The sequence below is a fragment of the Bradyrhizobium sp. NBAIM14 genome, assembly GCF_020193895.1.
Classification (GTDB): Bacteria; Pseudomonadota; Alphaproteobacteria; order Rhizobiales; family Xanthobacteraceae; genus Bradyrhizobium; species Bradyrhizobium yuanmingense.
The window spans coordinates 276,160-293,303 of the sequence record NZ_JADYVQ010000003.1; the positions used below are offsets into that span (position 1 = coordinate 276,160).

At 64.7% G+C, this 17,144-nt stretch carries 15 protein-coding genes; 8 read left to right on the plus strand and 7 right to left on the minus strand.

Annotated elements, in window-relative coordinates; all coding sequences use genetic code 11:
- The first annotated feature begins 770 nt into the window (after window positions 1-770).
- Entirely contained in the window at window positions 771-3,233 is a 2,463-nt protein-coding gene (locus tag I6F28_RS10245) for a putative bifunctional diguanylate cyclase/phosphodiesterase (RefSeq protein WP_225139832.1), read from the plus strand.
- On the opposite strand, the gene I6F28_RS10250 is transcribed toward I6F28_RS10245, so the two are convergent.
- The 3 genes from I6F28_RS10250 to thrS form a co-directional block, all read right to left on the minus strand.
- On the minus strand, window positions 3,219-4,487 hold the full coding sequence (locus I6F28_RS10250) for a serine hydrolase domain-containing protein (protein WP_225139833.1): 1,269 nt from the start codon (window positions 4,485-4,487) through the stop codon (window positions 3,219-3,221). The two genes, I6F28_RS10245 and I6F28_RS10250, sit on opposite strands and share 15 nt — an antisense overlap.
- Window positions 4,488-4,551: 64 nt before the next feature.
- The gene (locus I6F28_RS10255) at window positions 4,552-5,115 is read right to left on the minus strand and encodes a nitroreductase family protein (protein ID WP_036010490.1); all 564 of its coding nucleotides are present in this window, start codon (window positions 5,113-5,115) and stop codon (window positions 4,552-4,554) included.
- Window positions 5,116-5,207: 92 nt separating this feature from the next.
- Window positions 5,208-7,250, minus strand: coding sequence for a threonine--tRNA ligase (gene thrS, locus I6F28_RS10260; RefSeq protein WP_225139834.1), 2,043 nt, complete (start codon window positions 7,248-7,250; stop codon window positions 5,208-5,210).
- Between the two features lie 187 nt (window positions 7,251-7,437).
- On the opposite strand from thrS, the gene I6F28_RS10265 reads away from it, so the two are divergent.
- Window positions 7,438-8,613, plus strand: a complete 1,176-nt coding sequence (locus I6F28_RS10265) for an MFS transporter (RefSeq protein ID WP_074448151.1) — start codon at window positions 7,438-7,440, stop codon at window positions 8,611-8,613.
- An 89-nt stretch (window positions 8,614-8,702) separates the two neighbouring features.
- Entirely contained in the window at window positions 8,703-9,068 is a 366-nt protein-coding gene (locus I6F28_RS10270; protein WP_225139835.1) for a hypothetical protein, read from the plus strand.
- Window positions 9,069-9,089: 21 nt separating this feature from the next.
- On the opposite strand, the gene I6F28_RS10275 is transcribed toward I6F28_RS10270, so the two are convergent.
- Window positions 9,090-10,409 (minus strand): alpha/beta hydrolase, encoded by a 1,320-nt coding sequence (locus I6F28_RS10275; RefSeq protein WP_225139836.1) that lies wholly within the window; start codon window positions 10,407-10,409, stop codon window positions 9,090-9,092.
- A 360-nt stretch (window positions 10,410-10,769) separates the two neighbouring features.
- Between I6F28_RS10275 and I6F28_RS10280 the strand changes: the two genes are divergently transcribed.
- Window positions 10,770-12,137 (plus strand): APC family permease, encoded by a 1,368-nt coding sequence (locus I6F28_RS10280; RefSeq protein WP_225139837.1) that lies wholly within the window; start codon window positions 10,770-10,772, stop codon window positions 12,135-12,137.
- Window positions 12,138-12,139: 2 nt separating this feature from the next.
- A complete protein-coding gene (locus tag I6F28_RS10285; protein ID WP_225139838.1) occupies window positions 12,140-13,354 on the plus strand; it encodes a hypothetical protein in 1,215 nt (404 codons plus the stop codon).
- Here the strand turns inward: I6F28_RS10285 and I6F28_RS10290 are convergent, their stop codons facing one another.
- Both I6F28_RS10290 and yidD read right to left on the minus strand, forming a co-directional pair.
- Window positions 13,355-13,561 carry a hypothetical protein gene (locus I6F28_RS10290; RefSeq protein ID WP_036044035.1) on the minus strand — a complete coding sequence of 69 codons (207 nt, stop codon included), beginning with the start codon at window positions 13,559-13,561 and terminating at the stop codon, window positions 13,355-13,357.
- Between the two features lie 89 nt (window positions 13,562-13,650).
- A complete protein-coding gene (yidD, locus tag I6F28_RS10295; protein ID WP_036010511.1) occupies window positions 13,651-13,989 on the minus strand; it encodes a membrane protein insertion efficiency factor YidD in 339 nt (112 codons plus the stop codon).
- A 255-nt stretch (window positions 13,990-14,244) separates the two neighbouring features.
- Between yidD and I6F28_RS10300 the strand changes: the two genes are divergently transcribed.
- On the plus strand, window positions 14,245-15,141 hold the full coding sequence (locus I6F28_RS10300) for a COG3904 family protein (RefSeq protein WP_225139839.1): 897 nt from the start codon (window positions 14,245-14,247) through the stop codon (window positions 15,139-15,141).
- Between the two features lie 105 nt (window positions 15,142-15,246).
- Here the strand turns inward: I6F28_RS10300 and I6F28_RS10305 are convergent, their stop codons facing one another.
- Window positions 15,247-15,702, minus strand: a complete 456-nt coding sequence (locus tag I6F28_RS10305; protein ID WP_036044037.1) for an iron-sulfur cluster assembly scaffold protein — start codon at window positions 15,700-15,702, stop codon at window positions 15,247-15,249.
- A gap of 253 nt (window positions 15,703-15,955) precedes the next feature.
- Here I6F28_RS10305 and folE point away from each other — a divergent pair, with 253 nt between their 5' ends.
- The gene (folE, locus tag I6F28_RS10310) at window positions 15,956-16,648 is read left to right on the plus strand and encodes a GTP cyclohydrolase I FolE (protein WP_036027718.1); all 693 of its coding nucleotides are present in this window, start codon (window positions 15,956-15,958) and stop codon (window positions 16,646-16,648) included.
- Between the two features lie 27 nt (window positions 16,649-16,675).
- Window positions 16,676-17,098, plus strand: coding sequence for a phosphoribosyl-AMP cyclohydrolase (gene hisI / locus I6F28_RS10315; RefSeq protein WP_225139840.1), 423 nt, complete (start codon window positions 16,676-16,678; stop codon window positions 17,096-17,098).
- Window positions 17,099-17,144 lie beyond the last annotated feature (46 nt).

Sequence of the window (17,144 nt, forward strand, 5' to 3'; positions counted from 1 at the left end):
GCAGGGCGGAGAGCCGTGAGCAAAGACCTCGCGCATACGACCAGTGTCATCGGCGTACGGCAAAATCGTGTGGTCCTGGCGCCCGGGGTCTGTGCGCCAAGTCTTGCGGTGATGTGGTTGCCCGACCGGGCGATGCGCGTCAGCCATCCGCAAGGCGACGGGGGCAATAGTGCATCGCTCCCCGGGGAGAGCACGACATAAGCCGTAAAGCCACTGCGCAGGGAAGGCCGGATGTTTGGCTTCACCTGTATGCCGCTGTGCAAATTCTTCGTTGCCACCTTTCGCACAGTGGACCGTGGGTGCCCGGCCGGCACCCGGTCTTCCCTGCGCCCTCTTTCAATTATGAGGGTGAGCGAGAAGCAAAGCTCGGGCGAAATGCGCCGCGAGGATGCGGCAGCGTGCCTGCGAGTCACGCGAATTGGAGAGACGCGGTGTCGCAACTTGCTCCGTCATTGCGAGCACAGCGAAGCAATCCAGGAATGCATCCGCGGAAGATTCTGGATTGCTTCGCTGCGCTCGCAATGACGGTGTTGAGGCAGGTGCGCGCCAAAGCTCCGCTCTCGTGCCCCGGCTCTGCGCCGCACCGCTTACGCGTCACGTCCGGGACACGAGAGCAGCTTCGCGCAACCGTCACAGTCTCTAACGCCCACTAACCAACACCTGACTTAAAACTGTCATAATCGCTGAATGGAACCCGCGCCTGCGCGCTTTTTACACGTCGTTAAGCGCGCCTGCATTGGATGCGGCGGGAAAGTGCGTTGGGGACTGCAATGACTGCCGCGAAGAAGATGCCGGGAAAACCGGCCGCCGAAATGTTCGACGACATCCCGGTGCTTCAGCGCAAATGGCGTGCGGCGTTGAAGCCGGGCGAGCGGTTGCCGCGTTACGAGGACGTCATGCTCGGCAGTCTCGGACGGCTCGCCGACCACATCGCGCTCTTAAAGAACGATGGCGTGCTCGAACTGTCGCGCAGCGGACGCTACGTGCAGAAATGGCTCGGCGAGGAGCGCTGGGACATTCCCCTAGCCGAGCTGTCGCCCGATTGCGCCACGGCGCTGTCGGAAGCGGCGGCGAGCGCGCTGGCGGCCGGACGGCCGCACCGGGCGAGCGCGCATTGCGTGCGCGACGGCATGGTCAGGACCTACGACGTGCTGGCGCTGCCGACGTCCTCGCGCTGGGGCGCGACGCTGATCGGCGCCTATGTCAACGAGCGCGGCGCGCAATACAATCTCCTCGACGCCATCTTTTCCGCGACCGACGACGCCGTGGTCTCCCTGGCGACGCTGCGCGATGCCGCCGGCAAGCCGTTCGACTTTCAGGTCGTGCACCACAACAAGAGCGCGGGTGAGCTGCTGAAGGTTGCAGGCGCAAGCCTGTTGTGGCGGCGGATCGGTGAGGGCGGCACGCTGCTGGCTTTGCCCGAGGTGATGGAATTCCTGCTCAAGGCCGTTGCGGGCAGCCGCTGCGAGCAGCTCGAGCTGGAGAGCGAGGGGCGCTACCTCAGGCTCAGCGCCACGGCCTTTGCCGACGTGGTCTCGCTGACCATCTCCGATGTCACTGTCCTGAAGCGGCGCGATGCTTCGTTCCGCCTCCTGTTCGACAACAATCCAATGCCGATGTGGGTGTTCGACGCAGAGACCAAGGAGTTCCTCAGCGTCAACGACGCCGCGGTCCAGCATTACGGCTACAGCCGCGCGACCTTCCTGCGCATGAAGCTGCACGAGATATGGCCGGAGGACGAGTGGGACAGCCACGCCGCGGCGCTGGAGCGCCTCGGCGACGCCTACCACTCCTCGCGCAATTGGCGACACTTGCGCGCCGACGGCAGCGAGATCGAGGTGCTCACCTTCGGCCGTCGCGTCGCCTTCGACGAGCGCGACGGCTATCTGGTGGCGGTGGTCGACATCACCGAACGGCGCAAGGCCGAAGCGCGCATCGCCTATATGGCGCATCATGACGGGCTCACCGACCTGCCGAACCGCGAGCACTTCCAGGAGCGCCTGAAGCAGGCGCTGGACCAGGCCGCGGGAAAACGGGTCGGCGTGCTCTACATCGACCTCGACCTGTTCAAGAACATCAACGATTCCTTCGGTCATCCGGTGGGCGATCGCCTGTTGAAGCAGGTCGCCGAGCGCCTGACCATAGCGGTCCGCGGCACCAATCTCGCCGCGCGGCTCGGCGGCGATGAGTTCGCCGTCATCTTGGCTGCCGACGTCTCGCCGAACGAGGCCAGCGCCTGTGCCTCCCTGCTGATCGACATGCTCAAGGCGCCTTACGACGTCGACGGACAAGAGATGGTGATCGGCGCCAGCGTCGGCATCGCGCTGTCGCCGGGCGATGGCACCACGCCGGAAGAGTTGATGCGCAATGCCGACATGGCGCTGTACCGGGCCAAGGCCGACGGCGGCGGCGTGCACCACTTCTTCGAGCGTGAGATGGACCTCCAGGCGCAGAGGCGCCGCGACATGGAGCTGGATCTGCGCCGGGCATTCGCCAACGGCGAGTTCGAGCTGCACTATCAACCGCTGGTGTCGATCGCCTCCGACCGCATCTCCGGCTTCGAGTCGCTGCTGCGCTGGCGTCATCCGGATAAGGGCATGATCTCGCCCGCGGAGTTCATACCCGTCGCCGAAGACATCGGCCTGATCACCCAGCTCGGCGAATGGGTGCTGCGCGAAGCCTGCACCGAGGCGGTGAAATGGCCCGTCGACGTCAAGGTCGCCGTCAACCTGTCGCCGGCACAATTCCGCAGCCGCAACCTGGTCCAGGTCGTGATCTCGGCCCTAGCGCAGTCCGGCCTGTCGCCGAAGCGGCTCGAGCTCGAGATCACTGAGTCGATTTTCCTGGCCGAGACCGACGCCAATGTCGCCACCTTGCACCAGTTGCGCGAGCTCGGCGTCGGCATTTCCATGGACGATTTCGGCACCGGCTATTCCAGCCTGAGCTATCTCCGCAGCTTTCCGTTCGACAAGATCAAGATCGACCGCTCCTTCGTCAAGGATCTGGCTGAGCGGCCCGACTGCGGTGCGATCGTGCGCGCGATCTCGGGTTTGGGGCGCAGCCTCAACATCACCACGACCGCGGAGGGCGTGGAGACCGAGGATCAGCTCGACTGGCTGCGCGCCGAAGGCTGCAACGAGGTGCAGGGATTTCTGTTCAGCGCCGCGCGGCCGGCGGCCGAGCTCGGAAAGCTCCTCGCCGATTTCGGCCAGCGCACCTCACGGGCGGCGTAACGCGGGCGGATAGCAATCGTAGACCAGCGCCTTGAACGCGGGGGTGATGCGGCCGCGCTCGTTCTGGGTCTGCTGCATCATGACGTAGACCATGTCGAGCTTGGGATCGACGCCGAAATAGGTGCCGCTCCCCGAGTCCCATTTCAATTCGCCGAGCGAGCCCGGCGGCGGCGGTTTTGCATTGCCGGGATCGGTGCGCACCGCAAGGCCGTAGCCGTAGCCGAAGCCGTCGCCTGGAAAATAGAAATAGTCGCGTCCGACGCCGGAGCCCGGCCCGATCTGATCGGTCGTCATGGCCTTGAACGCGGCGGGGCTGAGATAGCGCCTGCCCTCGAGCTCGCCGCCGTTGAGCAGCATCTGCGAGAAGCGCTGATAGTCGGTGATGGTCGAGAGCAGGCCGCCGCCGCCCGACTGCCATTCTGGATGGTCCAGGCGGTCGCGCTCGCCGGCGAGCAGGATTGAGTCGCTCGGCAGCGGCCGCGCCATCCGCGCCAGCTCGTCCTCGGTCGCGAGCGTAAATTTGGTGCTGTTCATGCCGAGCGGATCGAAGATGCGGGCTTTCAGGAAGTCGTACAGCGTCTGGCCCGAGATGATCTCGATGACGCTGCCGAGCACGTCGGTGGAATGGCCGTAGCGCCACAGCGTTCCGGGCTGCCGCGCCAGCGGCAGCTTGGCGATGCGATCGGCGAATTCCCTGTTGTCGAAATGGCCCGCGAAAATGTTGGCCATCTTGTAGGCGTGCTCGACCCATTCGCTGCCGATGTAATCGTAGCTGATGCCCGAAGTATGCCGCAGCAGATCCTCGATGTTGACGGGGCGGTCCGGTGGGTCGAGGTCCAGCTCGACCGTGCCGCCTGGTAGGGTCACCTCGCGGCCCACCTTGGTCTCGGCGAACAGCGGGACGTATTTCGACACGGGGTCGGTCAGCGCAAGCTTGCCGTCGTCGATCAGCATCATCGCGCCAAGGCACGTGATCGGCTTGGTCATGGAGTGGATGGCAAAGATCGTGTCCGGCGTCATCGCGACGCCGCTCCTGGTGTCGCGCACGCCGAAGCACTTCAGATAGACCGGCTTGCCGTGTTGCTGAACCAGGATCACCGCGCCCGGCAGGCGGCCGCTTGCCACCTCGTTGTCGAAGAATGCCGTGATGCGGTCGAGGCCGTCGGGCGAGGGGGCGGGGATGTCCGCGGCCCGGCTTCGCGCCATCGTGCCGGCGAGCATCGCGGCCCCGACCAGAAATTCACGGCGTCTCATCCGCACCTTCCTCCCTCGGCGGGATCAAAGCCGCAAGAGGCTCGATGCGTCAACACAACATCGATTAAAATCGCGTCACGATGTCCGAAAGTGACGGGCGCGGACGGTCTTCGTTCGGCTTGGTCGGCGTGCCGATATGAATGAAGCCGGCGAGCTTCTCATCCGGCTTGAGGCCGAGGCCGTCGAGCACGTCGCGGTCGAAAGAGAACCAGCCGGTCAGCCAGCAGGCGCCGTAGCCGAGTGCGGTGGCGGCGGTGACGATGTTCATGGCGCTGGCGCCCGCCGACAATTCCTGCTCGAACGCCGGCACCTTCGGATGCGGCTTGGTGAAGCTGACGATGCCGATCACCAGCGGTGCGTCCATTAGGCGCTTGCGCTCGGTCTCGACGTCGGCCGCCGGCGCGCCCGGATTCTTCCTGGCGAAGACCCGCGCGATCACCTCGCCGGCACGTAGCCGGGCCTCGCCCTCGAAGATGATGAAGCGCCACGGCGCGAGCTTGCCGTGATCCGGCACGCGCGCCCCGATGGTGAGGATGGTCTCGAGCTCGGCCGCCGACGGGCCGGGCCCCGTCATCTCGCGCGGCTTGACCGAGCGGCGGGTCTTCAGGAGTTCGATGGCATCGGGCACTGCGATATCCTCTTCAAATGGTCGGCGGGCGTGCCATGCCGAGATAAGCATGCACGCCCGCAACCGGAAGCGAATTTAGATCGATTTCAGGATCAAGCGGCGCCGCGCATTCGCTTCACATCCGGCGGCGTCGCCTCGTCGACCAGGGCGGCGATCGCCTCGGCCGTGGTCATCACCTTCTGGCCGTCGCTGCCGAGCCGGCGGACCGAGACCGAATGCGTCTCAGCCTCTTTTTTGCCGACCACAAGCAGGGCCGGGATCTTGGCCAGCGAGTGCTCGCGGACCTTGTAGTTGATCTTTTCGTTGCGCAGGTCGATCTCGGCCCGAAGCCCGGCGCGCCGCGCCTGCTCCAGCACCACCTTGGCGTATTCGTCGCCTTCCGAGGTGATGGTGGTGACAACCGCCTGCACCGGCGAGAGCCAGAGCGGGAAGTTGCCGGCATAGTGCTCGATCAGGATGCCGATATAGCGCTCCATCGAGCCGCAGATCGCGCGGTGCACCATCACCGGCGGTTTCTTGCCGCCGTCATGGTCGATGTAGAAGGCGCCGAACCGCTCCGGCAGGTTGAAGTCGACCTGCGTGGTGCCGCACTGCCAGTCGCGACCGATGGCATCGCGCAGAACGTATTCGAACTTCGGCCCATAGAACGCGCCTTCGCCCGGATTGATCTCGGTCTTGATGTGATTGTTCTGCGACTGGATCTCGCGCAGCACCGTCGCCATTACGCGCTCGGCGTGATCCCACATCGCATCGGTGCCGACGCGTTTCTCCGGCCGGGTCGAGAGCTTCACCGTGAGGTCGCCGGTGAAGCCGAAATCGGCATAGGTCGACAGGATCAAATCGTTGATCTTCAGGCACTCCTCGGCGAGCTGATCCTCGGTGCAGAAGATGTGCGCGTCGTCCTGGGTGAAGCCGCGCACGCGCATCAGGCCGTGCATGGCGCCGGAGGGCTCGTAGCGGTGCACCACGCCGAACTCGGCGAGGCGCAAGGGCAGGTCGCGGTAGCTCTTCAGGCCGTGCTTGAAGATCTGGACGTGGCCAGGGCAGTTCATCGGCTTGAGCGCAAACCAGCGCTTGTCCTCGGCCTCGTCGCCGGCCGATTGCGCCGCGAACATGTTCTCGCGATACCAGCCCCAATGGCCCGAGGTCTCCCACAGCACCTTGTCGAGGATCTGCGGCGCGTTGACCTCGTTGTAGTCGCCGGAGAGGCGCCGGCGCATATAAGCGATCAGCTGCTGGAAGATGGTCCAGCCTTTCGGATGCCAGAACACGACGCCCGGACCTTCCTCCTGGAAGTGGAAGAGGTCGAGCTCGCGCCCGAGCTTGCGATGGTCGCGCTTCTCGGCCTCCTCGATCTGCTTCAGGTAGGCGTCGAGGTCCTCCTGCTTGGCGAAGGCTGTGCCGTAAATGCGCGTCAGCATCGGGTTGTTGGAATCGCCGCGCCAATAAGCGCCGGCCACCTTCATCAGCTTGAAGGCGCCTCCGACCTTGCCGGTCGAGGTCATGTGCGGACCGCGACACAGGTCGAACCAGTCGCCCTGGTAGTAGATCTTGATCGGCTCGGTGCCGGGAATGGCGTCGACCAGCTCGACCTTGAAGGCCTCGCCCTTGTCGCGGAACACCTGCTTGGTCTTTTCGCGGTCCCAGACTTCCTTGGTGAAAGGCTTGTCGCGCGCGATGATCTCGCGCATCTTCTTCTCGATCGCGGCAAAGTCTTCCGGCGTGAACGGCTCGTTGCGGAAGAAGTCGTAATAGAAGCCGTTCTCGATCACGGGGCCGATCGTGACCTGGGTTCCCGGCCACAGCGTCTGCACCGCTTCCGCCAGCACGTGTGCGCAGTCGTGCCGGATCAATTCGAGCGCGCGCGGGTCATCGCGATTGACGAGCTCGATTCCAGCGTCGGCCTCGATCGGATCGTTGAGATCGGCAAGCGTGCCGTCGAGCGCCATGGCGACCGTGCGCTTGGCCAGCGACGGCGAGATGCCCTTGGCGATATCGAGGCCGGTGATGCCCTTGTCGAACTGGCGCTTGGCGCCGTCGGGGAAGGTGAGGGTGACTTTGGCGGCGGGGGTCACGGGCTTCAAATTGGAGAGGCTGTACTGGAAGCCGGACTCGGATTTGGGCTGGTCGGACATTGCTTTTCTCCTGGGGCTCACTCCTGCGAACGAGCGCAGGTAAGCGGGAACGAGCGATATATCAGGCGATTCGGCCTGCGCAATCCGGCATTTCCAAGAAAGTGGCGCGCAAAACCCGGGGCGGAGCCAGCAACTATTTCACGTTGTACCCTTTAACCGGTCGCAGGCCGCCGCTACATGCGTTTGCATGAAAAGCGCCCCAGCCGCCGGCCGTTTCGCGCCAACCGCCCTGATGCTCGGCAATCTCGTGACCGGCTGCTCGGTGTTGGCACCGGCGGGCATGCTGCCGGAATTGTCGGCGGGGCTCGGGATCAGCATCCACGCGGCCGGGCTCCTGATCACCTTCGGCGCGGTGACGCTGTGCGTCGGCTCGCCGCTGACGGCGTGGCTGACCAGCCGCATCGAACGGCGGATCCTGCTCGCCACGACGCTGGCGGTGCTCGCACTCGGCAATCTCGCCTCCGCGCTTGCGCCCGATTACACCAGCCTGCTGATCATTCGGCTCGCGATGCTCGCAGTCGGCTCGCTCTATACGCCGCAGGCCGCCGGCACGGCTGCGCTGATCGTGCCGGCGGAACGGCGCGGCAGCACCATTGCGTACCTCTTCCTCGGCTGGTCGCTCGCAGCCGCCGTCGGCCTGCCGCTCATCACCTTTATCGCCAGCCGCTACGGCTGGCGCGCGGCTTATGGCGGGGTCGGCGCGCTCAGCTGCGTCAGCTTGCTGCTGTTGCTGCTGCGTCTGCCGGCGGGCCTGCAGGGCGCACCGGTCGATCTGAAGACATGGGCCGCCGTCGGCCGAAGCAGGACGATCCTGCTGCTGCTCGCGATCACGATGCTGCAAATGTCGGGGCAGTTCGTCGTGTTCACCTATATGGGCCCGCTGCTCAACAAGCTCACTGGCGCCGGTCCCGATGCGATCGGCTTGGTCTTCGCGCTGTACGGGATCTGCGGCTTCCTCGGCGTCGTCGTCGCCACCCGCATCGTCGACACTGCGGGGCCCTATCGCACCTCGTTGCTGTTCACCTGCCTGCTGCTTGCCGGGATGAGCGGGTGGGCCCTAGGCGCCGGCTCGCTCGTCATGATGGCGGGCGCGGTGACGATCTGGGGCCTTGGCTTCGCCTCGACCAACTCGATGCAGCAGGTGCGGCTGGTCGCGGCTGCGCCGCCGCTGGCGTCGGCCACCGTCGCCCTCAACACATCCGTCCTCTATATCGGCCAGGCGGTCGGCTCCGCGGTCGGCGGCTTGCTGTTCGCCCGCGAGCTCCTGCACACGCTCGGCTTCGTCGCGGTCGGTTTCGTCGTGCTGGCACTGATCCTGGTGGTCGTGACCCGGCCCAGGCGGGCGGCTGCCGCCACCGCCTGAACGCAGCAGGTCGTGCGCGCAAGGCGCTTGGCAAACCTCGCGCGGGAGCGGTAGAAGGCCGGCGTGGGGATCAAAGAGAGTTGACTGAGATGAGGATGATTCTGGCGGTTACCGCGGTGCTCTATTCAGCCTCCGCATTTGCGCAGACCGAGAAGCCACCCATGGTGGGGGACAAGCCGCTGGTGCAGGTCAAGCCGAAAGGCGCCAACGAGGCTGTCGCCGCTCCAAAGGGCAAGCCGCAATCGATCGCGGTCCGCCTCCAGACCTGCCTCGAAATCGACGACGGCACCAAGGATCGCCTCAACTGCTACGACGCGGTGATCCCGCCGGCGCCGAAGCCGAAGCCGGCCAAGGCCAAGGGCTATGCCGACTGCCGCTTCTTCAAGGAAGAGGACGAGCGGCTGGCCTGCTTCAACGGCTTTGCCGAGAGCATTCCGAAGCTGCCCAGGAACTGATATTGGGAACTGATATCCCGGCTAGGGATTTGTGGAGGCGACGCGCGTCAGCGCGAGCGACGGCGTCGCCGCCATCTTCACCAGCACGTCCTTGAGCGGATCGCGCGTCCAAGCGCGGGTGACATAGTCGCGATGGGTGATGCCCTCGCCGGTCTCCACGAATACCACGCTGCCGGGTCGTAGCGGCCCGTCCATGTCCTCGGCGACGCTGATGCCCTTCTGGCCGAGCATGCTCATCAGCTCGCGGTCGCGCCGCGCGGTGTGGCGGGTGTAGGCGCTGACGAAGAAGCCGGAACGGTGGCTCTCGATCCAGGACGCGAATTTGTCCATCTCGCCATAGACGGCATCGAGCAGCACCACGCCGCGCACGCGGTCGCTGATGCCGCCGACCTCGAGGCTCCAGGCCGTCGGCAGGAAGCCGCCGCTATAGCCGACGATCACGATCGGCATGTTGGCGAAGGCGCGCGCGCTGTTGGGATCGCCGGTGAGGCGCGCAAGATGGTCGGCCGATTCCGCCATGAAGCGCTTGAAGCCGCCCGGCTGCCAGAATTTTCCGGCGCTGGAATCGGCGGCGTCGACCGCCATCTGCGGCGCGAGCAGGATCGCATTGGCGCCGGAATCGGTGACCTGTTTCGGCACCATCTGCCGGTCGCGGACGTCTCGCTCGAGCGTTGCGCCATTGCCGTGGAAGAACACCACGATCACGCCCGGCTTGCGCAGGTCGAAATGCTCGGGCACGTGCACCAGCACGCGGCTGTCGCTGTAGGTCTCGTCCTGCCAGTAGACGCGGCCGGAATAGCTGCGGTGGCCGCGGCGGTCGCCCTTGGAGATGTTGAGGAAGGGCGCGTCGGAGGCGGGGTTGTTGCCGAAATAGGGAAAGGCCGACGACTTCATGCTGACGAGTGTCGTCAGATCCTCGCGGGCGGGGCGCTTGTACGGCACTTGCGGCTCGAGCGAGGCCACCTTGTAGGACGCCTGCTCCGGCTGAGACTGCACGGCGCGCTTGGGCGAGAAGTCCGACATCTGCCGCTGCAGGAAGCTCTCACTCGCCGAGGGAAAGCGCTCCCTAAACTGCGGGGCAGGGAAGCGGTCCTCGAACGTGTCGCCGCTTGCCAGGCGCGCGTTCGAGCTCTGCGAATTGGTCTTGGCGACCACCTGGACATTCGCCTGGGAGTTCGCCGCCAGCGCCGCCGGATCCGGCGCCTTGCCGCATTGAACCAGCGTCAGCGACAACGGCACCATGACTGAGATTAGAGCGGCCCGGAGCGCACGATCATGCCGACCGGACATTGTCCGATCGGCACGATCATCAGCTCTCAGTTTAGGAGCGGCCCCGGCCATCCACCCATGACCCCAAAGTCACGACCCAAGTCTTACGTCCCAGGTCACACGTCCAAGTCACACGTCCATCGGCAAACTTGAAACAATTGAGCCGACTGGCGTTTAGGCGACGTTAAGCGTCCGGAGAAACTTCCCCACATCCGGAACGCTCGAAAGGACCATGCAATCGTGTCCTGATTGTGGGGGAGCGGAACGGACAATCCCGGGTGCATCCAGAGACATCGTCCAAAGAAGCGCCTAGGCGGTGGTCAGGTACCTACCTCCGTTGCCTCATTTAACCCTTGTTAACCCTGCTTGAATTGACTGGGCCAAAGTGCACGATCGGCCCATTAGGCGAAGCGCCTGAGGTTAAGGACCCCGATGACGGCATCAGATGCGGGTACCCCGCCCTGGACGGACCGGCTGACCGGGAGGGGGGCCGGGGTCTCCGTTCCGGTCGCCACCGCCATCGTCGTCGCCGACATGATCGGGGTCGGCGTCTTCACCAGCCTCGGCTTCCAAGTCAAGGACATCCCGTCCGGCTTCTCGATCCTGCTGCTCTGGACGGTCGGCGGCGTCGTCGCGCTGTGCGGTGTGTTCGCGTACAGCGAGTTGGGCGCGATGTTTCCGCGCTCGAGCGGCGAGTACAATTTCCTCGGCCGTGCCTATCACCCGGCCTTCGGCTTCCTCGCCGGCTGGGTGTCGGCCACGGTCGGCTTCGCGGCGCCGGTCGCGCTCGCCGCGATGGCGTTCGGGGAATATGCCAAGTCGGTCGTACCCGATCTGCCGGCGATTCCGCTCGCCATCGGCGTGGTGTGGCTGGTTTCGCTGGTGCAACTGACCGGCGTCAGGCACTCATCCACGTTCCAGTTGATCTCGACCGTCCTCAAGGTCGTGCTGATCGTCGGCTTCCTGGTCGCCGGCTTCGTCATCGCCGTGCCGCAGCCGATCAGCTTCACGCCGCAGCCCGGCGATATCGCTCACATCGTCAGCGCGCCGTTCGCCATCGGGCTCGTCTTCGTGATGTATTCGTTCTCGGGCTGGAATGCCACCACCTACATCATCGGCGAGATGAAGACGCCGCAACGGAACCTGCCGCGCGCGCTGCTCGCGGGCACGCTGATCGTGCTCGTGCTGTATGTCGCGCTGAACGCGGTATTTCTCCATTCGGCGCCGGTCAGCGCGCTCGCCGGCCAGCTCGACGTCGCCAGTGTCGCCGGCACGGCGATCTTCGGCACCCTCGGCGGTCGGATCGTCGGCGCCATGATTTGCTTCGGTCTGATCTCTTCGATCAGCGCGATGATGTGGATCGGCCCGCGCGTGATGATGACGATGGGGGAGGACATTCCCGCCTTGCGCGTTTTCTCCAAGCGGTCCGTGAGCGGCGCGCCGGCCTATGCCATCCTGTTCCAACTGGCCATCGCCAATCTTCTGTTGTTCACGCGCAGCTTCGAGGCGGTGCTCGATTTCATCCAGTTCGCGCTGTTGTTCTGCTCGTTCTTCACGGTCGCAGGCGTCATCAAGCTGCGTATCACCGATCCCGATCTGCCGCGGCCCTATCGCGCCTGGGGATACCCGTTCACGCCGCTCGTGTTTCTGCTCGTGACCGCGTTCATGATGTACTACCTTCTGACGGAGCGGCCGCTTCAGTCGCTGTCGGGAATGCTCGTCATGCTCTCCGGCCTTTTGATTTACGCTGTTTTCCGCAGGCGGCCCGTCGTCGCTGCCGCATCACCGCATCGCGAATAGACATGCTCCGCCCCCTGAGAATTGCGGCCGTTGCTTTCGTCCTCCTGGCTGCGGCCGTCTCGTCCGCGCGTGCCGCAGACGTCACCTTCGATGACACGGCGCGCTTCCTTGCGGGCATGCAGCCTTCGGCGGACTCGCCGCTGGTGCCGCTCACCAGGGACCCGGCCTGGCAGCGTCACGCCAAATTCTTCGACGGCGCCTTCGCTCAGCTCGAGCAGCGTCAGCTCTCGAAGATCCGCAGCTGGGCCGACCTCAATCTGGCCGCGCCCCGACCGACCATGTTCTATTTGTTCAGCGGCCCCGATTTCCTCTACGCCAACACCTTCTATCCCAAAGCCAGCACCTACGTGCTCGGCGCGCTGGAGCCGGTCGGTGCGGTGCCCGATTTGACGCGGCTGCCGCGTGGTTCGGTCGGCGCTGCGCTCTACAACGTCGAACGCTCGCTCGGCTCGATCCTGAGCTTCTCGTTCTTCATCACCAAGCAGATGAAGGTCGACCTGAGCGCCAACCAGGTCAACGGCACCTTGCCGATCCTCTATGTCTTCCTCGCCCGCTCCGGCAAGACCATCCGCAACGTCGAGATGATCGCGCTCGACGACAAGGGCGGGCTACATGTCGGCGGCGACAATCCCGGACGGAACGCGACGCGCGGCGTCCGCATCAGCTTTGCCGGCAGCGACGGGGAAGCGCGTACGCTGTATTATTTCGCAACCGACCTCTCCAATTCCGGCGCACGTGCCGCGGGCTTCCTGAAATTCTGCGAGACGCTCGGGCCCGGCAACAGCCTGCTCAAGAGTGCGTCCTACTTGTTGCACTCCGGCAATTTCACCGTCGCACGCGACTGGTTGCTCGCCAACAGCGCCACCATCATCCAGGACGATTCCGGCATTCCGCTTGCGAACTACAATGCGCGGCAATGGCGGTTCTTCCCGTTCGGCCGCTATCTCGGCCCCATCGACGAATTCCCCGGCCGCTACCAGGAGCGCTACGCCGAGCTGTTCACGCGCGCCCAGCCAATCGATTTCGGCGTCGGCTATCGCTGGCGCATGCGTGAATCGAATTTGCTGCTGGCGGTGAAGGTGCCGGGCAGCGAGACCGCACCGGCTGCAGAGACCACTTCGGCCGCCGAGCCGGCGCCAAAGCCGCCGCGCCCGAAGCGGCTACGACCGCCGGAGTCGATCCCTCCGTCACAGGGACGGTTCTACTGGTTCCGGTGACTACCAATGCACGCTCTGGCTCGGCACGATGAACGTCGTCGTGCTCGGCTGTGTTGCAAGGCTCCTCTCAAGATACCAGCCTGAGCCGAGGACGAGCGCAAGCAAAGCGATGATGGCGAGCAGGTCGATGGTTCTTGGATCGTGTGCCCTGTGATCGAGATTCGGACCGGGCTTGACGTGAAAATGCGGGCTGATTTTCCAGCGCATTGTTGTTTCCTCCCGTGGGGAGCATCAAGACAACGCGGGCGGAAAGTCTAAGGTTCCGGTCAGGGCGGCGCTGTTCAGAGCACCGCAGGTCAGGACGCGTTAACTCCGCGCCAGCGGCCATAGCGCCAGGGGAGATACCAGCGTGCGCCTTTGGGCGCCGTGAGAGGCACGTTGTCGATGCCGGACGTGCCGAAGGGATGGCAACGGAGCAGGCGCGCGAGCGTCATCCAGCCGCCGGCCCACAGCCCGAACCGTTCGATTGCCTCATCGCCATAGACGGAGCAGGTCGGCAGGTGCCGGCAATTGTAACCGACCAGAGGTGACAGCGTGTGGCGATACAGCCAGATCAGTGCACGGCCGAATCTGCGCGGCAGCCGGAGCACACCATCGACGGAACTGGAACAGCGCTGGCAGGCTGAATGCTTCATGTGCGTTGTGCTGCGATGTTGAGCGAAGCTTTGCCCGGTTCCGGTGCAGGGAACCATAAGTTGTTGTTTCCACGCCATATTTTGCGTGTTTTTTGGGAGCACTGCAGCAAGTATCTGTGGACGATCTGTATTCGCCCGGATACCATTTTTATGACGGCCGTGTGTAGAAACATACGCCTGTATGATGGACTCAGGTAGCGCCACCGGGGATTGTTTGGGGACCTTGGGGCTTTGGGGCTTGGGGAAGGAACCAGATTGAGACTTCTGAACTCCCTTAAACTTCGCGGCTGGTTGCTGGTGGGAACCGCCGTTTGTGGGGTCGCGCTGGCAGGTGCCGTCGCGACATTCGGATCGTCGGCCCGCGCAGGCGCTGCTCTCGAAGAGCGCAAGCTGCCGATGAAGTTCAGCTGGGTCGCCTGCGAGCCGAACTGCCGCGGCTGGATCAGCGCGGTTGGCATCATCACTGCCGATACGCCCAAAGAATTCGAAGAGTTTTCGCGCGGCCGCCAGCTCGGCGGCGCCACCGTAGTGCTCGATTCCAGCGGCGGCTCCGTCAATGACGCGATCACGCTCGGCCGGCGCTTCCGCAATCTCGGGCTTTTGACCACGGTCGGCGTGAGCCTCCGCGGCGGGCCGTCGACACGGCCGGCCGTCGCGCCGGAAGCCTATTGCGAATCCATGTGCGCGTTCCTGCTGCTGGCCGGCAAGAAGCGTTACGTGCCGGAAGCCGCTCATGTCCGGGTTCACCAGATCTGGATGGGCGACCGCGCCGATGATGCCAAGGCGGCGAGCTATAGCGCGCAGGACCTGATGATCGTGGAGCGCGACATCGGCCGCCTCGCCAAATACACCTTCGATATGGGTGGCGCCGGGGATCTGTTGTCGCTTGCGCTCAGCGTCCCGCCTTGGGAGGACCTGCACGAGCTCGATGCCGGCGAGCTCAAGCTCACCAATCTGGTTACGACCGATCTCGTGGCTGACGTGCTCCCGCACGTGGATATCTCGGCGCCGGCAATGGCGGAGCTTGCACCGAAGACGCAGGCGAGGTTCGGCGCGGAACCGGAACAGGCTTCCAAGTCGACCAAGACGGCGGAAGCCCTGGTGCCGACCGGTAGTGTTGCCGCACCGGCTGCTGCGGCGGCGCCGAAGTAAGCTCTTAAATCTCGGTAGTCATCCCGGGGCGCGCGTCAGCGCGAACCTTGGTGAGCAAGTGCGTACCTGGGGTGCGCAAGTTCGCCCGGAATGACGGAGAGGGGGTCAGCCTTGCGCTGCGGCCGGCTGCTTGGTTCTGGCCTCGATCTGGCCGATGGCATCAACCACGGCATCGAAGGTGAGAAGCGTCGAGGCATGGCGCGCCTTGTAGTCGCGGACCGGCTCGAGGAACTTGATCTCCTCCCATTTTCCTTGAGGAGGCGCACCATTCTCCTTCAGCATCTTGCGAACGGTTTCGCGTAACTCACGGAGTTCGCTCGCAGTCGAGCCGACCACGTGACTTGCCATGATGGATGAAGAGGCCTGGCCCAAAGCGCAGGCCTTCACGTCATGGGCGAAGTCGGTGACGGTATCCCCGTTCATCTTAAGATCGACCTTCACGGTCGAGCCGCACAGCTTGGAATGGGCGGTGGCGGAGGCATCGGGGTCCGCCAACCGTCCGAGCCGCGGAATATTCCCGGCCAGCTCGATGATCCGCTTGTTGTAAATGTCGTTCAGCATGTGATGGAGTCCAACGCGTCCACACCCGCTTCCAAGCCGGATCGGCCTTGGCGGGCGCCGCCCACGGTCCTATATAGGGGCGGAACTGGTGGAAAAACAGTCCAGCGGAGCGGTGGCGGTGATCCAGATCTGCGCTGCCGGCTTTGTGACCTTGGGACTTTTGCACCGAAACTGTTCTGTTCAGGCGTCCGGCGGCTTGGCCGCCCCGTCTGCCGGTGACACTCCGGCCGTTAGGCCGTCGAACGGAGAAGATATGGACGCTGCAATCAAATCCATCCGCCCGGGTAAGCCCTCCGACCGGCAGCCCGAGAACCGCCCGGCCGAGCTTGATCCTGCCGAATTCCTCGCGGCCGCCGTCCGCGCCGACCAGCCGCGTCCCGCGCGCGCCGAGGCGGAAGCGGCGGTGAAGACGCTGCTCGCCTATATCGGCGAGAACACCGAGCGCGAGGGCCTGCTCGACACGCCGCGCCGCGTCGTCGAGGCTTTCGACGAGCTCTATCAGGGCTACCACCAGTGCCCGGCCGAGGTGCTCGACCGCACCTTCGGCGAGACGGCGGGCTATGACGATTTCGTCCTGGTGCGCGACATCGAGTTCACCTCGCAATGCGAGCACCACATGATGCCGTTCTACGGCAAGGCGCACATCGCCTATACGCCGGTGGAGCGCGTCGTCGGCCTGTCCAAGCTGGCCCGCCTGACCGACATTTTCGCCCGCCGGCTCCAGACCCAGGAGCACCTGACCGCGCAGATCGCCGCCGCGATCGACGAGGTCCTCAAGCCTCGCGGCGTTGCCGTGCTGATCGAGGCCGAGCATACCTGCATGTCGGTGCGCGGCGTCGCCAAGCATGGCGCCTCTACTTTCACCAGCCGCTTCACCGGCATGTTCCGCGACAATCCGGCGGAGCAGGCCCGTTTCCTGTCCCTGGTGCGAGGCACGACGCGCTGACCTCGCGACAAACCGGCGAGAGTTGCTGTGTCCGCTCATTCCCATGAGACCGAGGAGGGCCTCGCCTTCCTGCCCAGATTTGATGCCGCTGGCCTCGTGACGGTCGTCGCCACCGACGTCGCCACCGGCGACGTGCTGATGGTCGCGCACATGAACGAGGAGGCGCTGCGCAAGACCATTGCGACCGGCGAAGCCTGGTATTTCAGCCGCTCGCGCAATGCCTTGTGGCGAAAAGGTGAGACGTCGGGTCAGACCCAGCGCGTGGTCGAGATGCGCACCGATTGCGATCAGGATGCGGTCTGGATCCGCATCGAGCAGATCGGCGCGGCCTGCCATACCGGCCGGCGGTCGTGCTTCTACCGCAAGGTCGAGGCCGAGGGTGGGGGAGCAAGATTGGTCTTCACTGAGGCGGACCGGCTGTTCGATCCGAACGACGTTTACAGGAAGTAGCAGCCTGTCATTCCGGATTCGCGCTGTCGCATGCCCCGGAATGACG

Coding starts and splice junctions, on each gene's coding strand:
- I6F28_RS10245 (WP_225139832.1), top strand. CDS start 771: ATGACTGCCGCGAAGAAGATGCCGGGAAAACCGGCCGCCGAAATGTTC.
- I6F28_RS10250 (WP_225139833.1), bottom strand. CDS start 4,487: ATGAGACGCCGTGAATTTCTGGTCGGGGCCGCGATGCTCGCCGGCACG.
- thrS (WP_225139834.1), bottom strand. CDS start 7,250: ATGTCCGACCAGCCCAAATCCGAGTCCGGCTTCCAGTACAGCCTCTCC.
- I6F28_RS10265 (WP_074448151.1), top strand. CDS start 7,438: ATGAAAAGCGCCCCAGCCGCCGGCCGTTTCGCGCCAACCGCCCTGATG.
- I6F28_RS10270 (WP_225139835.1), top strand. CDS start 8,703: ATGAGGATGATTCTGGCGGTTACCGCGGTGCTCTATTCAGCCTCCGCA.
- I6F28_RS10275 (WP_225139836.1), bottom strand. CDS start 10,409: ATGGCCGGGGCCGCTCCTAAACTGAGAGCTGATGATCGTGCCGATCGG.
- I6F28_RS10280 (WP_225139837.1), top strand. CDS start 10,770: ATGACGGCATCAGATGCGGGTACCCCGCCCTGGACGGACCGGCTGACC.
- I6F28_RS10285 (WP_225139838.1), top strand. CDS start 12,140: ATGCTCCGCCCCCTGAGAATTGCGGCCGTTGCTTTCGTCCTCCTGGCT.
- I6F28_RS10290 (WP_036044035.1), bottom strand. CDS start 13,561: ATGCGCTGGAAAATCAGCCCGCATTTTCACGTCAAGCCCGGTCCGAAT.
- yidD (WP_036010511.1), bottom strand. CDS start 13,989: ATGAAGCATTCAGCCTGCCAGCGCTGTTCCAGTTCCGTCGATGGTGTG.
- I6F28_RS10305 (WP_036044037.1), bottom strand. CDS start 15,702: ATGCTGAACGACATTTACAACAAGCGGATCATCGAGCTGGCCGGGAAT.
- folE (WP_036027718.1), top strand. CDS start 15,956: ATGGACGCTGCAATCAAATCCATCCGCCCGGGTAAGCCCTCCGACCGG.